The sequence below is a fragment of the Lapidilactobacillus wuchangensis genome, assembly GCF_003946645.1.
Classification (GTDB): Bacteria; Bacillota; Bacilli; order Lactobacillales; family Lactobacillaceae; genus Lapidilactobacillus; species Lapidilactobacillus wuchangensis.
On the sequence record NZ_RHOU01000001.1, the window covers coordinates 242,460 to 263,780 of the forward strand.

Annotated in this window: 19 protein-coding genes; 1 reads left to right on the forward strand and 18 read right to left on the reverse strand. The window is 43.0% G+C overall.

The genetic code is table 11. The features are described from left to right. Window positions 1-85: 85 nt before the first annotated feature. The 17 genes from hslU to EKM82_RS01080 form a co-directional block, all read right to left on the reverse strand. Complete coding sequence (gene hslU / locus EKM82_RS01000; protein WP_125766470.1) at window positions 86-1,492, reverse strand: ATP-dependent protease ATPase subunit HslU; 1,407 nt, start codon at window positions 1,490-1,492, stop codon at window positions 86-88. A 16-nt stretch (window positions 1,493-1,508) separates the two neighbouring features. Continuing rightward, window positions 1,509-2,033: an ATP-dependent protease subunit HslV gene (gene hslV, locus EKM82_RS01005; RefSeq protein ID WP_125766471.1), complete on the reverse strand. Its 525-nt coding sequence runs from the start codon at window positions 2,031-2,033 to the stop codon at window positions 1,509-1,511. Between the two features lie 3 nt (window positions 2,034-2,036). Further along, a complete protein-coding gene (gene xerC, locus EKM82_RS01010; protein WP_125766472.1) occupies window positions 2,037-2,996 on the reverse strand; it encodes a tyrosine recombinase XerC in 960 nt (319 codons plus the stop codon). A gap of 936 nt (window positions 2,997-3,932) precedes the next feature. Then, on the reverse strand, window positions 3,933-5,249 hold the full coding sequence (gene trmFO, locus EKM82_RS01015) for a methylenetetrahydrofolate--tRNA-(uracil(54)-C(5))-methyltransferase (FADH(2)-oxidizing) TrmFO (RefSeq protein WP_225419627.1): 1,317 nt from the start codon (window positions 5,247-5,249) through the stop codon (window positions 3,933-3,935). A 29-nt stretch (window positions 5,250-5,278) separates the two neighbouring features. Further along, window positions 5,279-7,360, reverse strand: a complete 2,082-nt coding sequence (topA, locus tag EKM82_RS01020) for a type I DNA topoisomerase (protein WP_125766474.1) — start codon at window positions 7,358-7,360, stop codon at window positions 5,279-5,281. A 230-nt stretch (window positions 7,361-7,590) separates the two neighbouring features. Next, window positions 7,591-8,448, reverse strand: coding sequence for a DNA-processing protein DprA (gene dprA, locus EKM82_RS01025; RefSeq protein WP_125766475.1), 858 nt, complete (start codon window positions 8,446-8,448; stop codon window positions 7,591-7,593). Between the two features lie 66 nt (window positions 8,449-8,514). Then, window positions 8,515-9,312, reverse strand: coding sequence for a ribonuclease HII (locus EKM82_RS01030; RefSeq protein ID WP_404802882.1), 798 nt, complete (start codon window positions 9,310-9,312; stop codon window positions 8,515-8,517). Further along, window positions 9,305-10,171: a ribosome biogenesis GTPase YlqF gene (ylqF, locus tag EKM82_RS01035; RefSeq protein ID WP_125766476.1), complete on the reverse strand. Its 867-nt coding sequence runs from the start codon at window positions 10,169-10,171 to the stop codon at window positions 9,305-9,307. The genes EKM82_RS01030 and ylqF overlap by 8 nt, the downstream gene beginning before the upstream one ends. Before the next feature lie 284 nt (window positions 10,172-10,455). Next, complete coding sequence (locus tag EKM82_RS01040; protein WP_125766477.1) at window positions 10,456-11,979, reverse strand: S41 family peptidase; 1,524 nt, start codon at window positions 11,977-11,979, stop codon at window positions 10,456-10,458. 2 nt (window positions 11,980-11,981) lie between these two features. After that, on the reverse strand, window positions 11,982-12,209 hold the full coding sequence (locus EKM82_RS01045) for a YozE family protein (protein WP_125766478.1): 228 nt from the start codon (window positions 12,207-12,209) through the stop codon (window positions 11,982-11,984). 19 nt (window positions 12,210-12,228) lie between these two features. After that, on the reverse strand, window positions 12,229-12,867 hold the full coding sequence (locus tag EKM82_RS01050; RefSeq protein WP_125766479.1) for a YpmS family protein: 639 nt from the start codon (window positions 12,865-12,867) through the stop codon (window positions 12,229-12,231). Between the two features lie 40 nt (window positions 12,868-12,907). Beyond that, window positions 12,908-13,780, reverse strand: a complete 873-nt coding sequence (locus tag EKM82_RS01055) for an SGNH/GDSL hydrolase family protein (RefSeq protein ID WP_164508035.1) — start codon at window positions 13,778-13,780, stop codon at window positions 12,908-12,910. 62 nt (window positions 13,781-13,842) lie between these two features. After that, window positions 13,843-14,688, reverse strand: a complete 846-nt coding sequence (locus EKM82_RS01060) for a DegV family protein (RefSeq protein WP_125766481.1) — start codon at window positions 14,686-14,688, stop codon at window positions 13,843-13,845. 882 nt (window positions 14,689-15,570) lie between these two features. Then, the gene (locus tag EKM82_RS01065; protein ID WP_125766482.1) at window positions 15,571-16,101 is read right to left on the reverse strand and encodes a dihydrofolate reductase; all 531 of its coding nucleotides are present in this window, start codon (window positions 16,099-16,101) and stop codon (window positions 15,571-15,573) included. A gap of 4 nt (window positions 16,102-16,105) precedes the next feature. Continuing rightward, window positions 16,106-17,065, reverse strand: a complete 960-nt coding sequence (locus tag EKM82_RS01070) for a thymidylate synthase (RefSeq protein ID WP_125766483.1) — start codon at window positions 17,063-17,065, stop codon at window positions 16,106-16,108. A 153-nt stretch (window positions 17,066-17,218) separates the two neighbouring features. After that, on the reverse strand, window positions 17,219-17,692 hold the full coding sequence (locus EKM82_RS01075) for a hypothetical protein (protein ID WP_125766484.1): 474 nt from the start codon (window positions 17,690-17,692) through the stop codon (window positions 17,219-17,221). A gap of 172 nt (window positions 17,693-17,864) precedes the next feature. Further along, complete coding sequence (locus EKM82_RS01080; RefSeq protein ID WP_125766485.1) at window positions 17,865-19,082, reverse strand: CCA tRNA nucleotidyltransferase; 1,218 nt, start codon at window positions 19,080-19,082, stop codon at window positions 17,865-17,867. 39 nt (window positions 19,083-19,121) lie between these two features. On the opposite strand from EKM82_RS01080, the gene EKM82_RS01085 reads away from it, so the two are divergent. Continuing rightward, window positions 19,122-20,024, forward strand: coding sequence for a YitT family protein (locus EKM82_RS01085; RefSeq protein WP_404802883.1), 903 nt, complete (start codon window positions 19,122-19,124; stop codon window positions 20,022-20,024). Here the strand turns inward: EKM82_RS01085 and EKM82_RS01090 are convergent. Then, window positions 20,021-21,295, reverse strand: coding sequence for a tetratricopeptide repeat protein (locus tag EKM82_RS01090; protein ID WP_125766486.1), 1,275 nt, complete (start codon window positions 21,293-21,295; stop codon window positions 20,021-20,023). The two genes, EKM82_RS01085 and EKM82_RS01090, sit on opposite strands and share 4 nt — an antisense overlap. Window positions 21,296-21,321: the final 26 nt, after the last annotated feature.

Consider the following 21,321-nt stretch of genomic DNA (forward strand, 5'->3'; position numbering starts at 1 on the left):
GATAACAGAATATGTAAAACATGACAAACAGTCCGTTCCTGATTTGTCATGTTTTTTAGTTTGATTTAATTATTTCGCCATGCTTTTACAAAATATACTTGGTTAAATCTTGGTTGGAGGCAATGGCATCAATGCGGTCGGCCACATACTTCTCAGTGATCATGATCTCACCCATTTGCATGTCGGGGCCATCAAATAAGACTTCTTCCAAGACCTTTTCCAGAATGGTCGCTAAACGCCGAGCTCCGATATTATCAGTCCGCTTGTTAACATCATCAGCGACTTCAGCAATCTTCTCAATTGCTTCTTGGGTGAACGTCAACTTAACGCCATCAGCGCCGACCAAAGCAATGTATTGTTTGATCAAAGCCGTATGTGGTTCAGTCAAGATTTGAATGAAGTCAGCCTTACTCAAGTCATCTAACTCAACGCGAATTGGGAAACGACCTTGTAGTTCGGGGATCAAATCGCTAGGTTTCGTTTGGGCAAAGGCACCAGAACCAATGAATAAAACATGGCTAGTATCTAAAGGACCATATTTGGTATTTACTTGAGAACCTTCAACGATTGGCAAAATATCCCGTTGTACCCCTTCACGAGAAACTTCGCCAGAGCCATTCTGTTTCTTCGATGACAATTTATCAATTTCATCAATGAAAATAATGCCATCATCCTGAGCCCGTTTAATGGCCCGTTCTTGTAAGTTTTCCCGATCAATTAATTTTTCGGAATGTTGGCGAATTAAGATTTCCCGCGCTTCCTTAACTGGTAAGGTCCGTTTCACCTTACGACTAGGTGTTAATTGGCCCAGCATTTCACTCATGTCAACGCCCATGCCACCCATGGCATCCATCATTGGATTAGCTTTCTTCGATTCGGCCACCTTAATGGTCACTTCGCGATTTTCTAATAAGCCACGGTTGAGTTTTTCCGCCAAATCCATGCGTTGATTCTGAACGGTTTCTGATACTTGTTCGGTTTCTGGTTCTTCATCTTGATTGGGCTGTGCTTGCATTAACTGGTTCATCATTTGCATCCAATTGCCATTATTAGCTGGCTTAGTTTGCTTCTTCTCACCAGGTGCCAACAACCGAATTAATTCTTTATTGGCTTCGCGTAAAGCTTGACCACGAACTTGATCATAAGCAATGCGTTCTTCAATGGCCACCGCCGCATCAGCTAAATCACGAACCATGGCTTCAACGTCGCGGCCCACGTAACCAACTTCGGTGAACTTCGTGGCTTCGACTTTGACAAAAGGTGCGTCAACGATCATTGCGAGACGTCGGGCAATTTCGGTTTTACCGACCCCAGTAGGTCCGATCATCAGTAAATTCTTGGGGGTGATATCTTTTTGCAATTGTGCATTCAATTGATGGCGGCGATAGCGATTGTACAAGGCAATAGCGACAGCACGTTTGGCTGAATTCTGGCCAATCACATAATCATCTAAAGCAGCCACAATTTGGCGTGGGGTTTTCTCTAAAGTCATCGTTTAATTAACTCCTTTAAAACTGGTCTGTAATAATTTCGTGGTTCGTAAAAATATCGATGCCAGCAGCAATGTCAATCGCCTCATGGGCAATATCAACGGCCTTCATGGCTGGAGCCTGGCGAGTCATGGCAATTGCCGCAGCTTGGGCAAAATTACCACCAGAACCAATCGCGATTACGTCTTCATCAGGGGCAATCACTTCGCCATTCCCAGAAATCAGTAAAAGTTGTTTGCGGTCAAAGGCAATCAACATCGCCTCTAATTTCTGTAAAGTGGGATCTTTACGCCAGTCTTGCGCTAACTCAACCGCAGAACGCTGTAAATCACCTGCATAAGTCCGTAATTTTTTCTCAAACCAATCAGATAGTGTGAAGGCATCGGCAACACCACCGGCAAAACCGATGATCACTTGGTCGTCGAAAATCCGGCGCACTTTATGAGCGCTAGCTTTCATAATATACTTCTCGCCCATGGTGACTTGACCATCACCAGCAATGGCGATTTCGCCTTGGTGTTTAACTGCAACAATTGTTGTCATGAGTTACTCCTTTTTATCTTGAGAATTTTTATTTTTATTGCTTGGTACTTCAGTTTCACTAGTTGCCCGGGGAAAATACTGGCGATAGTCCGCCTGTAAATGCTGCATGGTGACATGAGTATAAATCTGCGTCGTCGAGAGACTCGCATGACCTAGCAACTCTTGAACAGTTCGCAAATCTGCACCATGGTTTAACAAATGCGTGGCAAAAGTATGCCGCAACATATGGGGATGAATATCACTATGCAGACTGGAACGTTTGATCACTTGCTTTAAAATGTAAGAAATCCCATGACTGGTTAGTTGCTGGCCATAATGATTAACAAACACAAAATCATGAGTTGCTTGTTGCTTAGCCATTAGTTGCGGCCGCGCTTTTTGCAAATAATCATTTAAAGCATTCAGCGCATGGTGGCCAAATGGCACATAACGATCTTTATTACCTTTCCCGTGAACGAGAATGATCCGCGTTTGAAAGTCAATCTGATTCAGGGTCAACTCACTGACTTCACTAACCCGCATCCCGGTGGCATAAAACAACTCCAACAAGGCGCGATCCCGCAATTGCAGTGTTTTATCACCCTGAACTGCCTCAAACAAAGCCGCCATTTCTTGTTCATAAAAGAACCGCGGTAAAACTTTAGGCGCGCCCTTTATTTCAACTTGCGTAAATGGATTACGCTCTACTAGTTTATGGTTTTCTAGATAACGATAAAAGGACCTTAAGGCTGATATTTTCCGACTAATGGTGTCACGCGCAAGCTTACGTTGCGTCAAATCGTCCAGAAAGGTTTCGATTTCTAAGCGACCAACTTTTTGATAAGAGGCTAAGCCACCATTGGCATTTAAAAAATTGGTAAAATCTTGAATATCATCTAAATAAGCGGTTTTCGTTAATTCGGAATACTGACGTTCAACCACCAAATACTCGCCAAACTGGCGGACCCATGCTTGTTCTGCCATACAAAAACACCCACCTCAATGTCTCTACTTTAACATAGTTGAGGAAGGTGTTTCAAAAATAAATGATGTGCCGCCAACCGACAATTGGTTGCAGCAAATCGCAAATCAAGTTCTAAATCATTGAAATCTAGCGAAAGTGTTCAAACAGAATCGAGTCTGACTCCATTGCGGGCTTGCTGGTTGTGGAACGCGGCCGGCATTGATTTGAGCTTATTGCTCCGCAACAATCTCAAATACAAGCCTTTGTCTAATTGCTAAAGCAATAAGACAAATTTGGCGGCTGACAACCACGCCCTCCATTCCGTCTGGAGCTGAGATGGCACATTTCACATTTGTTAGTATTTAAGTCAGGGTTAGCGGGATTCATTAACTCAATTCAGTTCGTAATAACAGTTAAACAGCAAAAAAATCGATGTGACAACTCTCTTCTCAACAGAGATTGTCACATCGTTTTTGTAATACCACAATCTAGTCCAGCCAAATAGTGGTGATCAGTTTTGTTAGCTTAATCTGGTGGTGGAAGTAATTGGCGACAGCTCTCTCATTCAAACTGTGACATAAGTCGTCTGATTATCAAACTCTTACAAGTACCGCCTTAAAACTTAGCAAAGATAAAGTGCACGGACTTAACTCCAGACGGAATGGAGGGATCTTGTCGTCAGCCGCCAAATTATTGTTAGTGCTCTAGCACTTACAATAAGACCTGTATCTGAGACAATTTGGTCTGTAATTGGCTCAGATCAGTGTCGGCCGCGTTCCACGACAAGCAGCCCGCAATGTAGTCAGAACTAGTTCCGTTTTAGACCTATGTTATAGTTTCAAGACTCGTATCTGAGATTGTCGCGTTAGCAATAGTCTCAAATCAATGCTAACCATGTTCCACGCCAAAAATTGCTGGACCCCTGCCGCTCTGAACTAAGAAGCGACATAGTTCAATTAATCGAAAGTTTTAACTTTGCTGACGAACTGATCAAAATCCTGTAAGGCTCGTTGGGCATAGGCTTCTTTACGAGCCTTTTTATCGCGGATATGTTCGCTGAGTTCAGGAAAAATGCCAAAGTTCGCATTCATCGGTTGGAAATGTTTGCGGTCAGCATGGGTAATGTAATGCGCCATTGAGCCCATTGAAGTGGTGGCTGGGGCTGTCATTAGCGGCTGATCATGGTATAAATGGGCGGCATTAATGCCGGCTAACAAACCACTTGCAGCACTTTCAACATAACCTTCAACGCCGGTCATTTGCCCAGCAAAAAAGAGATCAGACCGTTTACGCGAGCGATAAGTTGGTTCAAGCACTTCTGGGGAATTCATGAATGTATTACGATGCATCACCCCATAACGAACAATTTCCGCATTCTCCAAACCAGGAATCATTCGGAAAACGCGGCGTTGTTCACCAAACTTCAAATGAGTTTGAAAACCAACCAGGTTATATAAACTGCCAGCCGCATTATCCTGGCGTAATTGAACCACGGCATAAGGACGCTTGCCAGTCCGCGGATTCTCTAAGCCCACCGGTTTCATCGGGCCAAAAATCATGGTTTTAATACCACGACGCGCCATCACTTCGATTGGCATACAGCCATCAAAAACCTGATCATCTTCAAAATCATGAACTTCCGCAGCTTCAGCCGTTGCTAAAGCCTCACGAAAAGCCAAGAAAGTCGCTTCATCCATCGGACAATTCAAATAAGCTGCTTCACCTTTATCATAACGTGACTTCAAATAGACTTGATCAAAGTCAATCGATTCTTTGGTGATGATTGGTGCCGCCGCATCGAAGAAATGTAGCCCTTCTGCACCGTTCAGTTCCTGAATGGTGTCTGCTAAACCAGGTGCTGTTAATGGACCAGTGGCAATAACTGTTGGTCCAGCTGGAAAATCAGTTAATTCTTCATTAATCACAGTGACCAGTGGATGTTCTCGCAATTGCGCCGTAACGTAACCTGAGAATTTATCCCGATCAACCGCCAGCGCACCACCAGCTGGCACTGCACTACGATCTGCGGCAGTCATGATCAACGAATCCAAGCGCCGCATTTCCTCTTTCAATAAGCCAGCACCATTAGTCAATTGGTTGGCTCTTAACGAATTGGTACAAACTAATTCAGCAAATTCATTGGTGTGATGTGCTGGCGTACTTTGACCGGGCCGCATTTCGTACAAATGTACCGGAATGCCACGCTTGGCAATTTGCCATGCCGCTTCACTGCCTGCAAGGCCGGCTCCCACAACATTAACAAAAGATTCCACGATCTTTCCTCATTTCTCAGCTAACTATTTTATTTTTGTAATTGTTCTTCGTAATCGCCATTAGGACATAGGACCTGATGACCACCTTTAACTTTTTTGTCAACTAAGTAATGCTGACAAACTGGGCAATCACGACCAACCGGCTTATCCCAAGAAACAAAATCACAGTCAGGATAACGAGAACAGCCATAGAAAATCCGATTCTTCTTCGACTTACGTTCTAAGACCTGACCTTTTTGACATTTTGGACAAACAACACCGATTTCTTTAACGATTGCCTTGGTATTACGACAATCTGGGAAACGGCTACAAGCGTAGAATTTCCCGAAACGGCCCATTTTAACGACCATTGGCGCGCCACAAATGTCACAGTCAAAGCCAGCAGGTTCATCTTTAATTTGCACTTTTTCAATCTTCTGCTCAGCTTGATCAAGCTCTTTAGCGAATGGTTGGTAATATTGATCAACAACTTTGACCCACTCACCTTTACCAGCTTCGATGCCATCAAGCTCATCTTCCAGTTTGGCAGTGAAATCAATGTTAACAATATCTGGGAAGAACTTCTCAATCAATTCATCCACAATTTCGCCAAGTTCTGTCGGTTCAAAGCTTTTGCCTGATAATTTGACGTAATAACGTTTTTGAATCGTATCAATCGTTGGCGCATAAGTTGATGGGCGACCAACGCCATTTTCTTCCAAAGCCTTGACCAAACTAGCTTCAGAATAACGAGCTGGTGGTTGAGTGAAATGTTGTTGCGGATCAGTCTTCGTTAATTTCACTTCATCGCCAACTGCTAATTCGGGCAAGATATTTTCTTTTTGGTCGTCGGTACTACCATGATAAACCTTGGTAAAACCAGCAAACTTCATTTGTGAACCATTGGCCCGATAATTAACACCATTTTGTTCTAGTTCAACGGCTACCGTATCATAAATAGCTGGGGTCATTTGACTAGCCAAGAACCGGGACCAAATCAACTGATACAAACGGAATTGATCGCGAGAAAGAATTTCTTTAAGACTTTCTGGTGTCCGCATGACCGAACTAGGCCGAATCGCTTCATGGGCATCCTGAGCCCCTTCTGGATTCTTAGTCTTATGCAGTTTAGTGGCTGCATATGGCTCACCAAAATCTTTGCTCTCATGTAAGAAGGTCGCCGCTTCATGCTTAGCAACTGAAGAGATCCGCGTCGAATCGGTCCGCATATAAGTGATTAACCCAACGGTTCCCTCTTTGCCTAAGTTAATACCTTCATACAATTGTTGCGCAATCATCATGGTTTTACGCGTTTTAAAGTTTAAGCGCCGGTTGGCTTCCTGCTGCAGTGAACTCGTAGTGAATGGCGCTGCTGGGAAACGTTTCCGTTCTTTCTTAGTCACTTTAGTAATGGCAAATGGTTGCTGCTTGTCAATTTTCTTGAGCACTGCTTGCACAGCAGCATTGTCAGGTAAAGCCGCTTTTTTGCCATTAAGGCCATAGAAATTACCGGCAAATTTCTTACCGCGACCTTTTTGAAATTCCGCCGCCAAACTCCAATATTCTTCTGGAATAAAGGCTTTAATTTCTTTTTCGCGATCAATGACTAGCTTAAGGGCAACTGATTGCACCCGGCCAGCACTAAGGCCCTTTTTAACTTTGGCCCAGAGAATTGGACTGATTGAATAACCAACGATTCGGTCTAACACCCGCCGTGCTTGTTGGGCATCAACCAAGTTCATATCAATACTACGTGGTTCTTTAAAAGCATCCTTAACCGCATTCTTAGTGATTTCATTAAAGACAACCCGATTATTAGCAGTTGGATCTAATCCTAAAATATGCGAAACGTGCCAAGCAATTGCTTCACCTTCACGGTCCGGATCGGCTGCCAGATAAACATGATCAGCTTTTTTAGCGGCACTCTTTAATTGTTTAATGACATCGCCCTTGCCACGAATCGAAATATACTTGGGCTGATAATCATGATCGAAATCAATCCCCATTTGGCTTTTAGGTAAATCACGAATATGGCCTAAACTGGCAACAACGTGATAATTACGGCCGAGATATTTTTCGATTGTTTTGGCTTTTGCTGGTGATTCCACGATGACAAGATTTTTAGTGGCCATGCAAAAACTCCCTTCTTTTCCTACTAATTCTTAACCTTAATAGGCTTTGTCGGCACGTTAAAAAAGTCCGTGCTCAAATCGGAAATAATCATAAGCTAGTTTTTAGCCACTTGTCAACCATGAACTTTTATCAGCGGTTCGAAAATCGTGTTGATTAGAAATCAGTCGACCTCGTTCATAATCCGCCACAAACCACTAATTGTACTGTCTCAAAGCCGATTGCATCAAGCTCAACTTGGCTGCATTTTTTTAACTTCATTAAAGTCACGAATAATATCCATTGCACTTAAAACTGGTGTGGCCCCGGCTTGTAATAACTGATTTGTCCCTTCGGAAAGGGGTGACAGCAAACTACCAGGCAAAGCATAAATATTGCGATTTTCTTGCAGGCCCAGATTAGCCGTAATTAAAGAACCGCTGCGTTGTCGAGCCTCGGTGACTAAAACCCCAGCACTTAACCCAGCAATAATGCGGTTACGTTGTGGAAAATGAAACCGTCGCGGTGGCGTCGCTGGTGGATATTCAGATAACAAAAGTCCCTGTTGACCAATTAACTGCTGGAGCAACTCATTTTGCGTTGGATAATAAACATCAAGGCCGGTGCCAATCACACTAATCGTTGCCCCATGAGCCAATAAGGTTTCCTGATGAACCAGTTGATCGACGCCCGCCGCCAAGCCACTAACCGTGGTAATTTTCGCGTCCACGAGTTGCGGAATCAACCTTCGCAAACAAACGTGACTATACGTGGTACACTCACGAGCACCAACAATCGCTAATTTAGGTGTCGCCAATAACTCCCGGTGACCAGCATAAAAAAGGAGCAACGGTGGCTGATAAGTCTCCGCCAAAGCCAAGGGATAATCTTGATCAAGCACCGTTAAGTAATTGCCCACAAACTGCGGTGATTGCAATTCTGCTGGCAATAACAACGTCGACCACTGCTGTTGCAACCAAGAATTTAACTGAGCCCAATTATTGGGGATCGTCCCAGAATAATCTTGTAATAAGCGGGCCAATTGCAACTGTTCCCGATAGGACCACTTCGAATTTAAGCTAGCCGCTAATAAAATTGAATTTTTATCCATAAAAAAACCACCTACCTGCCTACTCTTATTAAAGTACGCCAAAATAGCTGATTTTCTTGAATTATTTTATTTTGCTAAAGCAGCTTGGACGGGCGCAAAACTGCGTCGATGAATTGGCGTCACGCCTAATTTTGCTAAGCCAGCTAAGTGTTTCGCCGTGCCATAACCAGCATTATCGGCAAAATCATAGCCCGGATAAACTTGATCGTACATGACCATTAAATGATCCCGAACTTGCTTGGCCACAATACTGGCCGCGCCGATACTAGCTGATTGTTGATCACCTTTGATTAATTTTCGCTGTGGCAATGGCACTGGAACTGTCATGGCATCGACTAACAAAAATTGGGGTTGATAATGTAATCCCTGAACCGCTTGAGCCATCACGATTTCTGTGGCGTGATAAATATTTTCCCGATCAATCAGTTGCGCATCGCCTACGCCAATACTAATATCGATAGCCACCGACAAAATTTTTCGATAAAGTTCCTCGCGGCGGTGGGCAGTCAGTCGCTTCGAATCATCAACACCTAATAACTGAAAATCATGAGGTAAGATAACTGCCGCAGTGACCACTGGCCCAGCTAAAGGTCCGCGACCAACCTCATCGATTCCTGCAATTAAAGGATACTCGGGCCATAATTGCCGTTCCAAAGTCAATTTCCGTTGTAAAGCAGCCTTCATTTCAACTTTAGCTGTTTGCCAATTGCGATAGCGACGCAGAGCCTGTTGCACGCCCTTCCGCGAATCAGCTTTGACGGCAGCTAATAAAGCCTCATCAGGATGGTCAGCTAGCGCAGCCTTGATGGTAGTAATCGATGCCTGACTGACCGTTTCTGGCTGTAGCATTACTTTCTTAGTCATGCACCGTCTCCTGCCAAGTAGCCGGCACTTGATCTAGCGTAATCCGCCCTAATTTGCCCTTACGATAATCTAATAAGAAGCGCGTCACCATTCGCTCGTATTCATCGCGGAAGCCTAGTTTTTTCGTCAACGCCATCAGCAAGTCCACTGGTGCCAAGACCATTTGTTCAGCCGATAGCTGATAGTGCTGTTGTAATAATTGGGGATACTGAGCTTGATAAAATTCTAACGCAAATAAGACAATATCATCTTCGTGATACAGTCCTTCCTTAATTGCGCCGGTTAAAGCTAACTTTTGGCCAATTAATTGGTCGGCAAATTTAGGCCACAAGACCCCCGGGGTATCCAAAATGGCAAAGTTCTGTTGCGTTTTCAGCCAGTTTTGTTTACGTGTAACCCCTGGTCGATTACCGACTTGAGCGACATTTTTACCAATCATTCGATTCAAGAATGTTGATTTACCAGTGTTGGGAATGCCCACACACATGGCGCGAATGGTGGTTTCTCTAATCCCTTTGGCTGCTTGTTGTGCCAATTTAGGGGCTAACAACTGCTTAGTTGCCCGCAAAACTGGTTTTAAAGGCTGCCCATGTTGAGAATCTAAAGCCAGTGAGGCTAGCCCTTCGCCTTGATAAAACTGCAGCCACTGCTTGGTTGCTTGGGGATCTGCTAAATCCGACTTGTTCAAAATAATGAGATGATCTTTATGCTGAATTAATTGATTTAACTCGGGATTGCGGGAACTTTCTGGCAAGCGAGCATCGACCACCTCGATCACGACATCAACTAATTTCAGTTGTTCTTGGATCTGCCGCTTTGCCTTGGCCATATGACCGGGATACCATTGAATTGTACTCATTTTAAAACATCCTCTTCTATTTAAAAACCGCGTCTCTAAACGACTAACTATTCTGAAAATAGCCTTAATACGTCAACGACTAATTACTGGCAGAATAAATTAGTTAACCATCCAAAGCTTACCAAAAAATCGAACTAAATTCATCCTTGATTTTAATTGTTGCTTTAATTGTCGAGCGACAAAGTTGACTGCTGCCCGAAAAAATAGATGTGCCCCAATTTATTAGCGCCGATTGCCAGCGCCAATCAACATACTTGGGTCACATCTATTGATTGTTTTATCTCTTAAGCCTGCGTGTTAGCCTGGGCTTCTTGACTGGTTTTCACAGCCGTACTCATCATCTCATCATGAGCCTGTAAGTAAGCCGCGACCTGCACATATAATGCTGTGTAGGTATCTTCGTTAAACTCGCCATTAGCAGTTAAACCAGCCTTAGTTTGCAACTGTTTCACGGCAGCCGTCGTACTATCGTCGAAAATACCCTTCGTATTATCGACTGCGTATCCTAAAGCCGTCAAATTTTCTTGGAGTAATTTCACTTGGTCACTGACATCACCGTTTTTCAAAGTGGCATCATTAGAAATCAAGGTCAATTTAGCAATTGCGGGATAATCAACGACCGTATCCGGCGTGATCCCCACCTTGTTGATCCAAGTCTTATTCGGCGTCAACCATTTCGCAGTCGTAAACTTCATTTCACTACTTTCACTTAAAGGAATCACCGTTTGCACAGTCCCCTTACCAAATGACTGGGTACCAACCACTTTATCGCCAGCCGATTGCTGTAAGGCCGCTGTGAAAATCTCGGAAGCACTAGCACTGCCGCTATCAACAATCACGGTGACTGGTTCGGTGACCTTAAAACCATCGTCATATTTCTTGCCGGCCCGATAAACTGTTTCGTTTTGATCACGATCGACCACGCGCATAATGACTTTCTTATCCTGCAAGAACATGCTGGAAAGGTTTAAAGCCGTATTCATTAAGCCACCGCCATTGCCTCGTAAGTCAAGAACGAAACTTTCAGCACCTTGTTTACGCAACGACTTGATCGTCTTTTTCATGCCACTAACAGTGTTTTCAGCAAACGTTGTAATTTGAATCACACCGACTTTCTTATCAGTGCTACTCAAAGTACCGCTAACTGTGGCCTGATCAACTTTCCCACGTTTTACCTTAACTGTGAAAGTTTTACTGCCCCGTTTAATTTTCAACTGGACACTGGAACCTTTTTTGCCACGAATCTTGCTGACAGCATCGTTGACGGTCATTTGGGCGGTTGATTGGCCATCAATGGCTAGAATAATGTCGTTGGCTTTCAAACCAGCTTTAGCGGCTGGGGCATTCTTGATTGGCGAAACAATCTTAATTCCAGCACTATCCTTCTGAACTTGCGCCCCAATTCCCTCAAAAGAACCGGAAATCGACTCATTCAAGTTAGAGGTCTCTTCAGTAGCTAAATATTCAGAAAAAGGATCGTTCAAACTTTTTAGCATGCCGGAAATGGCGCCATTAGCCAGCTTCTTCTTGCTCACTTTGGTGTAGTAATTCTTTTGAATTAATTGATAAACTTGATCAATTTGTCGCGTTTCTGCTGTTGCCGTTAAGTTTTTACGAACTTGTACGGTTACAATTAAAACCCCGACAATCAAACCAACTAATAACGCAATGACCAGACTAAACCAATAGGTCAAGCGGGTGAAATGTTTGCGTCGTGGTACTTTCTTCTTGCCAACCGGTTCTTTCACCTTTTTTGCAGGCTTGGTGACCGGTTGTTCCTCATTGTCATGCTCATTATTTGTTGCCATTATTATGCCTCACTATCCAAATAGAGTTGGTAAGCCTGATCAAAAATCAACATACTGGGTAAATAACCGCCATTCAACTCTAAATAGCGAGAAATCTCATCGTAATCTTTACTTTGTTTCGGAAAAGAATGGTCATAAAACGCATTATTTGCGAACTCGGCAACTTCACTGTGATTATTGGGATTGCGCTCAGTCATTAAAAATTGATAAAAACTTCGTCTTAGTTCCATTCGTTAACCTCTTACTTCATTATTCTGGTAGATAAACGCTAAAATTGATCTGGTTTTTATCAAGATCAATTTGATTGGCACGCACACTCATGCCGTTTTTCATTTTATATTTGCGTAAATGTAAAGTGATTGTTTCTTTCTTCGTATCTAAACTGATCCAGTTAGGCACTTTATAGTCATTGCCAATGAAACTCATTACTTGGCTGATTGGAATTGGCAAAGCCCCAATTGACAACGATTCGGCCTTCAATTGAATATCACCGTTTTCCATGACGTAAGGATCTAGATTTAACGTAAACGGCACCGTTGAACCAAGAAACTTAAATTTACCGCCTAAAACGGCTTGATCAGTAAATTTGAAACTATACTGAAATTCGTCATTTTTTAAATAATGTTTCAACGAATAAGCCACGATTCGATTGGCTTGTTGCTTGGTTAAATCAACATTAAAAACAGGTTCATCAGCTTGAGAAACATCAGCTGCTAATTGATTATTCGGTTGTGTGAAAATTTTGGAACCTAAGAAAATCCCACCACCTAATAGCAAACCAATTAAAATAAGACTGATCCATTTCCAAATATTAACTGGACCGCGATTTTTCTTTTCCGGCTTTTCTTTTTTTACCTTTTTTACTTGATGACGTGCTTGTGTGGCCATAACAAATAAACTCCTTTAAACCAATTTTCTGAAAATAACTTTATTTACTAGTTTGATATAACCAAGTTGACTTACGAGCCTGAATTTGTTTAATAAATTGCTGCGAAATTGCTTGATAACCGCGATTATTAGGATGGAAATGATCCTCAGTAAATAAGTAAGGATTCAAAGCTTCTTTCTTATCCTTATTGTTCGCTAAAACTGAGCCCTTTGGTTGCGTCATCACCTGATCAATATCCACATAATAAGTTTGATCAAATTCTTTGATCACCTTCTGAGCCGTTGCATTCCAATCATCCATCGCTGTCTTCATATCCGTAATTTGTGGGAAATAAACATAGAAGGGATTGTAAATACTAGCGACAAAAATCGGCGCTGTTTTATTGTACGAACGAATCTTTTTCAGCAAACGTTCAAGATTAGCTTGGTAAGTTGTCCGCGCAGTTTCAACTTTTTTCAAATCCATATTGAGCACGTTCTTGTTGATAATGTGCATCAAATCATTGGCCCCAATCGTCATCGTGATCAGATTAGCTTGGGCTAAACCGCGCTGAATCTTCGGCTGCTTAACGATTCGTTGATAAACTTGGGTGGACGTGTCACCACTGACCCCAAAATTCAGGCTGCTGACATCAGTATTATCATCATTGGCCAATTGGGTTTTCACTAAAGGCACGTAACCACCGTTTTCAGTGGCATCACCAATCCCATAAGTTAATGAATCGCCGATGGCCACGTAATTGACTTTTTTTAAAGTCTTTTTGGTGGCTGTTGTTTTCACCGCCCGCGCCTTAGAACCGTTGGTACTGGTAGCACTAGGTGACTTTATCAAAAAGTTCAAGCCAACGACGGTAATGACGGCGACGATCGCAATGATCACAATTACTTTAATACCCTTAAAAATATTTTTCAAAACTTTCACACCTACATTAATATATTAAAAAGGCGGAACCATAGCTCCACCTTCTGAAAAAACTATGCTGTATAAAACATAACGGCAATTGCTCCTGGTCCAGTATGAGTGGCAATAATCGGACTTGTTGGCGCAACTAAAATAGGCACTTCTGGTAAAACTGCTTGTAACTGTTCCTTCATTTTCTCAGCAAAATCCGCATCGTCAGCCTGAGAAATACCGATCATTTTAATCGGTGCAGCTTGCTTCATTTTCTCAATTAAATCCCGATAAAAATTATTGATTGTTTTCATGCCCCGGCCCTTGTGAATTGCCTCAAGTTGACTGTCGTGCAATTGCAAAATCAACTTAATATTCAACAAGCTGGACAGCATGCCTGATACCCGACTAAGCCGGCCACCCTTAACTAAGTTAGTCAAATTTGTCACTGACATATACAGTTGCGTCCGCTCGCGAACGGACTGAACAGCGGTTACAATTTCTTCACGACTAGCACCAGCTTCAGCCATTTGTGCCGCAGTTAGAACTTGGAAAGCCATCGCCCGATCGGTGAATTCACTATCAATGACGGTAATGCCACCTTTGGAAATTTGCGCAGCTTGGCGGGCTGCATTCACGGTACCACTAATTGTTTCCGTCATGTGAATTGAAATAACCTGACTGCCATCAGCTGTCAGTTGGTCAAAGCAATCAAGAATTGTCCCGATTGACGGTTGACTAGTTTGCGGTAAATTCTTTGCCTGGGCCATTTGGGTCATAAACTCGGTCCGCGACAGGTTAACACCATCAGTATAAACTTCATTATCGATCACGATCGTTAGTGGAATAATCGTAATTTGATATTTGGCAATTTCTGCTTCCGTGAGCTGAACTGAAGAATCAGTCACGATTTTAATCTTATTAGTCATGATTCATGCTTCCTCTCAAAAGGATCTCTGACTCGCGTCTCATTGTGCAAGTATAACAGAATTAAGCATAAAATTCATCCAACAAGGCGGTAAGAAGCTGGTTGATTACGAAAAAATTTCGTCTTTCTGAGAACTTGTGCAGAACAAGTTAAAAACTCAGTTTAGGTTTTGAAACAGAATGGTGTTTGACTCTGTTCCGGGCTGCTTGGCGTGGAACGCGGCCGGCATTGATTTGAGCTTATTGCTTTGCAACAATCTCAAATACAAGCCTTGTTCTAAGTGGCCGAGCCACTAAGAACAATTTGGCGGCTGACGCCAAGATCCCTCCACGCCGTCTGGAGTTAATGTGGCTCACTTTATCTTTGATAACAATCAATGCAGTCATTGTAAGATTGCAGCAAATACCTGACTTATGTTACAGCCTTAAATTTGGCCACTTCTTACAAGCTACTACGCAAATAAAACCCGATTGGCTGTCCATCCACGCTCCATTCAGTCTGGGGTTGAGGTGGTTCACTTCATCTTAGATGTCGTTATGGCAGTGTTAGTGGAATTTGATTTAAAATCACACTGCATTCAACTTGGTTACCACAATCTGTTTTTCTAAATAGTGGTGCTCGATTCTGTTAGTTTAATCCAGGCAGGGGCCCAGCGATTGGCGTCAATGGTGAAATTATTCTTGCCGCTTTAGCGGTTAGAATAAGGCTTGTATCTGAGATTGTTGCGTAGCAATAAGCTCAGATCAACGCCCACCATGTTCCACGCCCATAAAATCGCTGGCCCCTGCCGTTCTCAACTAAGGAATGCCCTATAACCAGCCGCATCCACGACAAGCAGCCAGCAATGGAGTCAAACGCCATTCTGTTTCAGCTCACTCTTAGCCTAATTTCGGCGTTGCCAGTGCTCGAAAGTGATTGTCGGTGTCTTCTCAGTTGCTGGCAATACTTGCTCGGACTGCAAATCAAATTGTTGCCAAGCTAGTGGTGGCATGACCACATCGCCGACATAAACATGGTCAATTTTTGTGCAATACAAATCAGTCACCAGATCTTCAAACAATTCAAATAAAGAGACGCCGCCAATCACATAGAAATCTGTCTCAGGTGCCTGTATGACGGCCTGCCGAATACTATTGGCATCATGGTAAACTTTAACCGCTGCTGGAAAGGCGCTCGCTGGTTGATGCGTCAGTATCCAGTGCTGTCGTTGCGGTAATGGCTGCTGTTTAGGAAATGATTGCCAAGTCCGATGACCTAAAATAATTGTTTTTTGCCAAGTCAGTTCTTTAAAATGTTTTAAATCGGCTGGGATCCGCCAAGGCAATTGGCCATCACGACCAATCACGCCACCAATCGATTCAGCCCAAACAAAGGCGATTGTCATTTGCGCCACATCCTTTCTAAATTCTCGCATTCAATTAAACTGCCACTGGTGCTTTAATGGCAGCTAAGGGTTGATAACCTTCAAGTTTGATTTCATTCACGTCATAGTCAGCTAAATCGGCTTTAACGGTCGTTGGTAAAATTAATTGCGGTGCAGCTTGTGGGGTGCGGCTAAGTTGCTGGCGAACTTGCTTTAAATGATTCTGATAAATATGCGCATCCCCTAAAGTATGAATAAACTCACCTGGGATCAATCCCGTTTGTTGAGCCACTAATGAAGTTAAGAGCGCGTAACTGGCAATATTAAACGGCACTCCAAGAAAGGCATCACCACTGCGCTGATACAATTGCAATGACAAGCGACCATCATTTACATAAAACTGAAACAACGTATGACAAGGCGGTAAAGCCATATTCGGCACGTCCTCAGGGTTCCACGCGCTAACAATCAGCCGCCGAGAATCAGGCGTTGTTTTAATGGCGTTGATCACATCAGCTAACTGATCAATCGTCTCGCCCTGACTAGTTTGCCAAGCTCGCCATTGACTACCATAAATCTGACCTAAATCACCATATTTAGCAGCAAATTGATCGTCGGTTAAAATCTGCTGACAAAAAGCCTGATGTTCAGCTTGATAAGCTTCGGCAAAAGTAGCATCAGTCACTGAACGGTGACCAAAATCGGTCATATCTGGTCCCTGATAGTCAGCACTGTTAATATATTTGGTAAACGCCCATTCATCCCAAATATGATTGCGATGCTGCAACAAATAACGAATATTTGTGTCACCCTTTAAGAACCATAACAACTCACTTTTGATCAAGCCAAAAGGGACTTTTTTAGTGGTCAGTAACGGGAAACCAGCTTGCAAATCAAAGCGCATTTGATAGCCGAAAATACTGTAGGTACCCGTATTAGTCCGGTCGGTTTTATAATGACCTTGCGTTAAAATGGTTTCTAGAAAATTCAGGTAGGTCTGTTCGTTGCGATTCAAATTACTCACCCTTTTATTTTAAAATTAGTCATTTAGCAGTCAGCATCAATAAAAAATAACCGTCTAATCCAAATACGGATTATTCGGTTATTTACCATAACACAAGTTATTATTGAGCACTAGCACAACTAACAGACTAAATAAAATTTTAAATTATTGTGCCAATTGTGGAAAAACATCAAAAACAGTTTTATCAGCATCAATCACCACATATAAGTGACCATTAGCTGGTGAAATCATACTAGTTTGATAAACATTATCAAGGCCAGAAACATCTTTTTGCTTAAATGGGAAGTAAATCTGTAGTGGCTTACGCGTGTTTTCTTCAAAAACAAGATCGCATTTTTCAATATCCTGATACTTAGTAGCTCGGCCAAACATCCCTAATTCTAAGGAACCGGAATTAATGTCCGTGGACTTGGAATGATCAGCTTCAGGCAGAATTTCAATCTTGAAGCTCTTGCAAGGATGAATTTCTTGCATGCGGCCAGTTCCGTTGATCCGACCATAAGAAGTCGTGACCCGCGCAATCCAAACATCCGCCATTTCCGCATGGGAAACCGTCCATTCATCGCCATTTCGAAAATAAAAACGCAATTCTTTAAACACATGTGCTTCTTCAGTCATCTTACCAGTACTTCCCTTCTAAAAATAACAGCCGTGATCTGGTCAGTTGGGTCTTGCGCCAATTCGCATCACGATTTAACTTGGCCTTAGCCAACTTGAATGATGATGCGCAGGCAGCAGTACCGCTTACTAGCCAAAACACATTTGCTATCGAATGATTTATTTAAACCTATCATACCATATCCGGTAATCGTTTTCGCGACCAACGAATTAGTTCTGCTGCTTGATTAGGCACCTCGCCATTTAGCACCGCAATCTTCGCCGCTGTTAATAATTTTCCCAGTTGCGGGCCCGGCTTAATTGCCAATTGCCGAATTAGATCCCCACCATTAATTGCCAGTTCATGGTCGTTTTTGATTGGTAATTGCTGATAGGCCGCGATTAATTGCTTGAAATCAATTGGCCAAGCCAAATCTGCACCAACGACGGCCAGCCGCTGCAACATTGGTAAATCAGCCTGATACAATTCAACTGGCGTTAATGTTGTTTGGGCATGAAGTAACTGACTAAAATCCCAAGCGGCTAAGGTGTCATGTTGCACCTGATTAGCAGTCTTCCACTGTCGCAATAGTTGTTGGCATTGGTCTCGCGTTAATTGCATTCTTAAGGCCAATAAGAGCCAAATTGTGGTTTCATCAAGCAAAGGTGCTGATTCGGCTGGGTTAAACTGTGGCATCGCCGCCGACCATTTCTTGAAAAATGGTGCATATTGAATCAAACTACTGCTAACGAATTGCGACCAACCTTGTTGCCAATGGGGACTAAGCATCATTTTGACAAACTCACTGTGAATTCGTTCAACGGCAATTTTCTCCAAGAGCGGTGCCATCTTGGTTAAGCTGGCGAAAGTTGCCGGTTCAATGGTGAAATCCAGCTGGCTACTAAAGCGAACAGCCCGCATCATGCGCAAGGCATCTTCGTGGAAGCGCTCGTCACCATTACCGACGGCGCGAATCAAATGATTTTTTAAGTCAGTTAAGCCAGCAAACTCATCGATCACTAAGCCATCTTGACGAACAGCCAAGGCATTGATCGTAAAATCGCGGCGTTGGAGATCTTGCAACAATGAACGAACAAAGGTGACTTGATCAGGCCGGCGAAAATCCTGATAACCTGATTCAGTTCGAAAAGTCGTCACTTCGTAGTTCCGTTGATGCCAGCGAACAGTCACAGTACCATGCTTAATACCAGTATCGATCGTCGTGGGGAAGATTGTTTTAATTTCTGCTGGAAAGGCACTACTGGCAATATCCACGTCGGCAATTGGCTTACCTAGTAAGTGGTCACGAACTGAACCGCCAACAAAATAAGCCTCATATCCATTAGCAGAAATTTGTTGTAGAATAGGTAATGCCTGTTCAAATTCTAAAGGAAATTCTTTTAAATACATTAATAATTACACCTATTTCTTAATTCAGGGGGTTATGAAATGATCAAACAACTACAGGAAAAGCCTTGGTGGAACAATGCCCAATCCGTCTTCATGATTAGTTTTGGCGCGATTTTTTATGGGTTTGGTTTAGTTGCCGTCAACATTAAAAACAACTTAGCTGAAGGCGGGATTACTGGGATCACCTTGCTATTTCGAGCTTGGTGGGGCATTGACCCAGCTTACACCACGATTCTTTTAAACATTCCCTTAATCATTCTCGGCTACCGTTTTTTAGGCCGGCGCGGACTGATTTTCACAATTTATGGCACCCTAGCTTTGTCAGCCTCATTGTGGATTTGGCAACGAGTTGCTTGGGCACAAACCATCGACTTACACCACGATTTATTCATTGCTGGCGTCATGGCTGGTATTTTCGGCGGCTTTGGCTCCGGGATGATTTATCGCTTTGGTGGCACCACAGGCGGTAGTGACGTGGTTGCTCGGATTTTGGAGCTGGAGCGTGGCATTCCCATGGGTAAGACGTTGCTAGTGATTGATGTTTTCGTATTGCTGGCTTCCCTATCTTATTTAGATATTGAGCACATGATGTACACCCTGCTGGCCTCATTCGTCTTTTCAAAAATCGTTGATGCTACCCAAGACGGCAGTTATTCAGCTAAGGGGATGTTGATCATCAGTCAAGCCAACCAAGAAATCAGCCAAGCGCTGATGAGTGAGCTTGAACGTGGCACGACTTTTTTCAATGGCGAAGGCGGCTATCAGCATAGTCAGCAGCCCGTCCTTTACTGTGTGGTTGCACCCAGCGAAATCGTTACCGCAAAAAAAATCATTATGAAGCTTGATGAACATGCTTTTGTTAGTATTATTGATGTTCACGAAGCAGTTGGTGAAGGCTTCACTTACCTACGCCCTCGTAAATCAATCTTTAAACACCACTAATTGTCATCCTGATCTGATTCAAGATCTAATAATAATTCGGTATATTCAGGATCGTCTGGAACTAACCGCAAATACTGTTGTAAAGCTAATTTAAGTGGTGCGGTTTGGCCCTCTTCTTGCAAGAAATTAATGAATTGGCGCATGAAGTCAGGATTATCTTTTAACTCCGCATAGGCTTGGAAATAAGCGCTATTCGCGGCCTCGACTTGATCCAGATGATCATATGCCACTGCTAACTCCCAGGCCACTTGAGGATCGGCTTGATCAGCGGTCGCCAAAGGTGCCAATAGATCGACAACCCGTTGGTAATGGCCCTCTCTCAAGACAATCGTCCCTAATAAAGCTCGCAAACTTTCAGCATCATTATCAATTGCCAGCCCTTTTTCCAAAAGGTCGCTGGCTTTTTTAGTATCGCCAGTCTTTAAAGCCGCTTCCGCACCTAAACGATATAAATTCAAATTGAACTCATCATAACCTAAACCAACTTGGGCCGATTGCAAGGCTTGTTCTGGTTGTTCAGCCGCCAACTCACTTGCCACTAAGGGTTCATATAAACCGCTATAATCTGAGTTTTGTTGTTGCAACCGAGTTAACGTCTTAATTGCTGCTGACTCGCGGTGTAAATTATGTTGTAACACACCTAATTGGAACAACTGATCGTCGGTTGCTAAGCTTTCAGTTAAAGGCGTCAACAGCTCGACGGCTTCTTCATATTCACCTAAACCAGCCAAAGCTTCAGCGCGACGCTGATTAATCGAAACCTGCGCCAAATACTCGATTTTCTGGTCAGCTAACCGCTGATAAGCAGCTAAAGCTTCTTGGTAGCGTCCCATCGTTAAATAGAGTTCACCCAAGGCAAAATCAACAACTGGTTCATCAGGAAGTAAAACTTTTGCCTGTAATAATTTCTGTTCGCTGACTTCTAATAAATTCAACGTTTGATAAAGATCAGCAGCAGTCAATAAACTTTGGGGATAAACTGGTGATTCTGGCTTAATTTGGGCTAGCCAATTAAGGGCTTGATCAGTTTGATCATCATTAATGGCTAATTCCGCCAACATTAATCGTGCCTCATCAGCGTCAGGATCCTGCCGTAATAACTGGCGGGCAATTTGCCCACTTTGAACACTGAAACCTAAAGCTTGTAATTCTTCAGCTAAATTAAATAATGTTTCTGGATCATCATTTGCTAAGGCTTGCTTAAATAATTGATCAGCCTGCTGAAGATTTTGATCATCTAGAGCCGCCAACATTTGTTCTGAATAACTCACTGAAATCCTCCTTAAACTGCCAACTG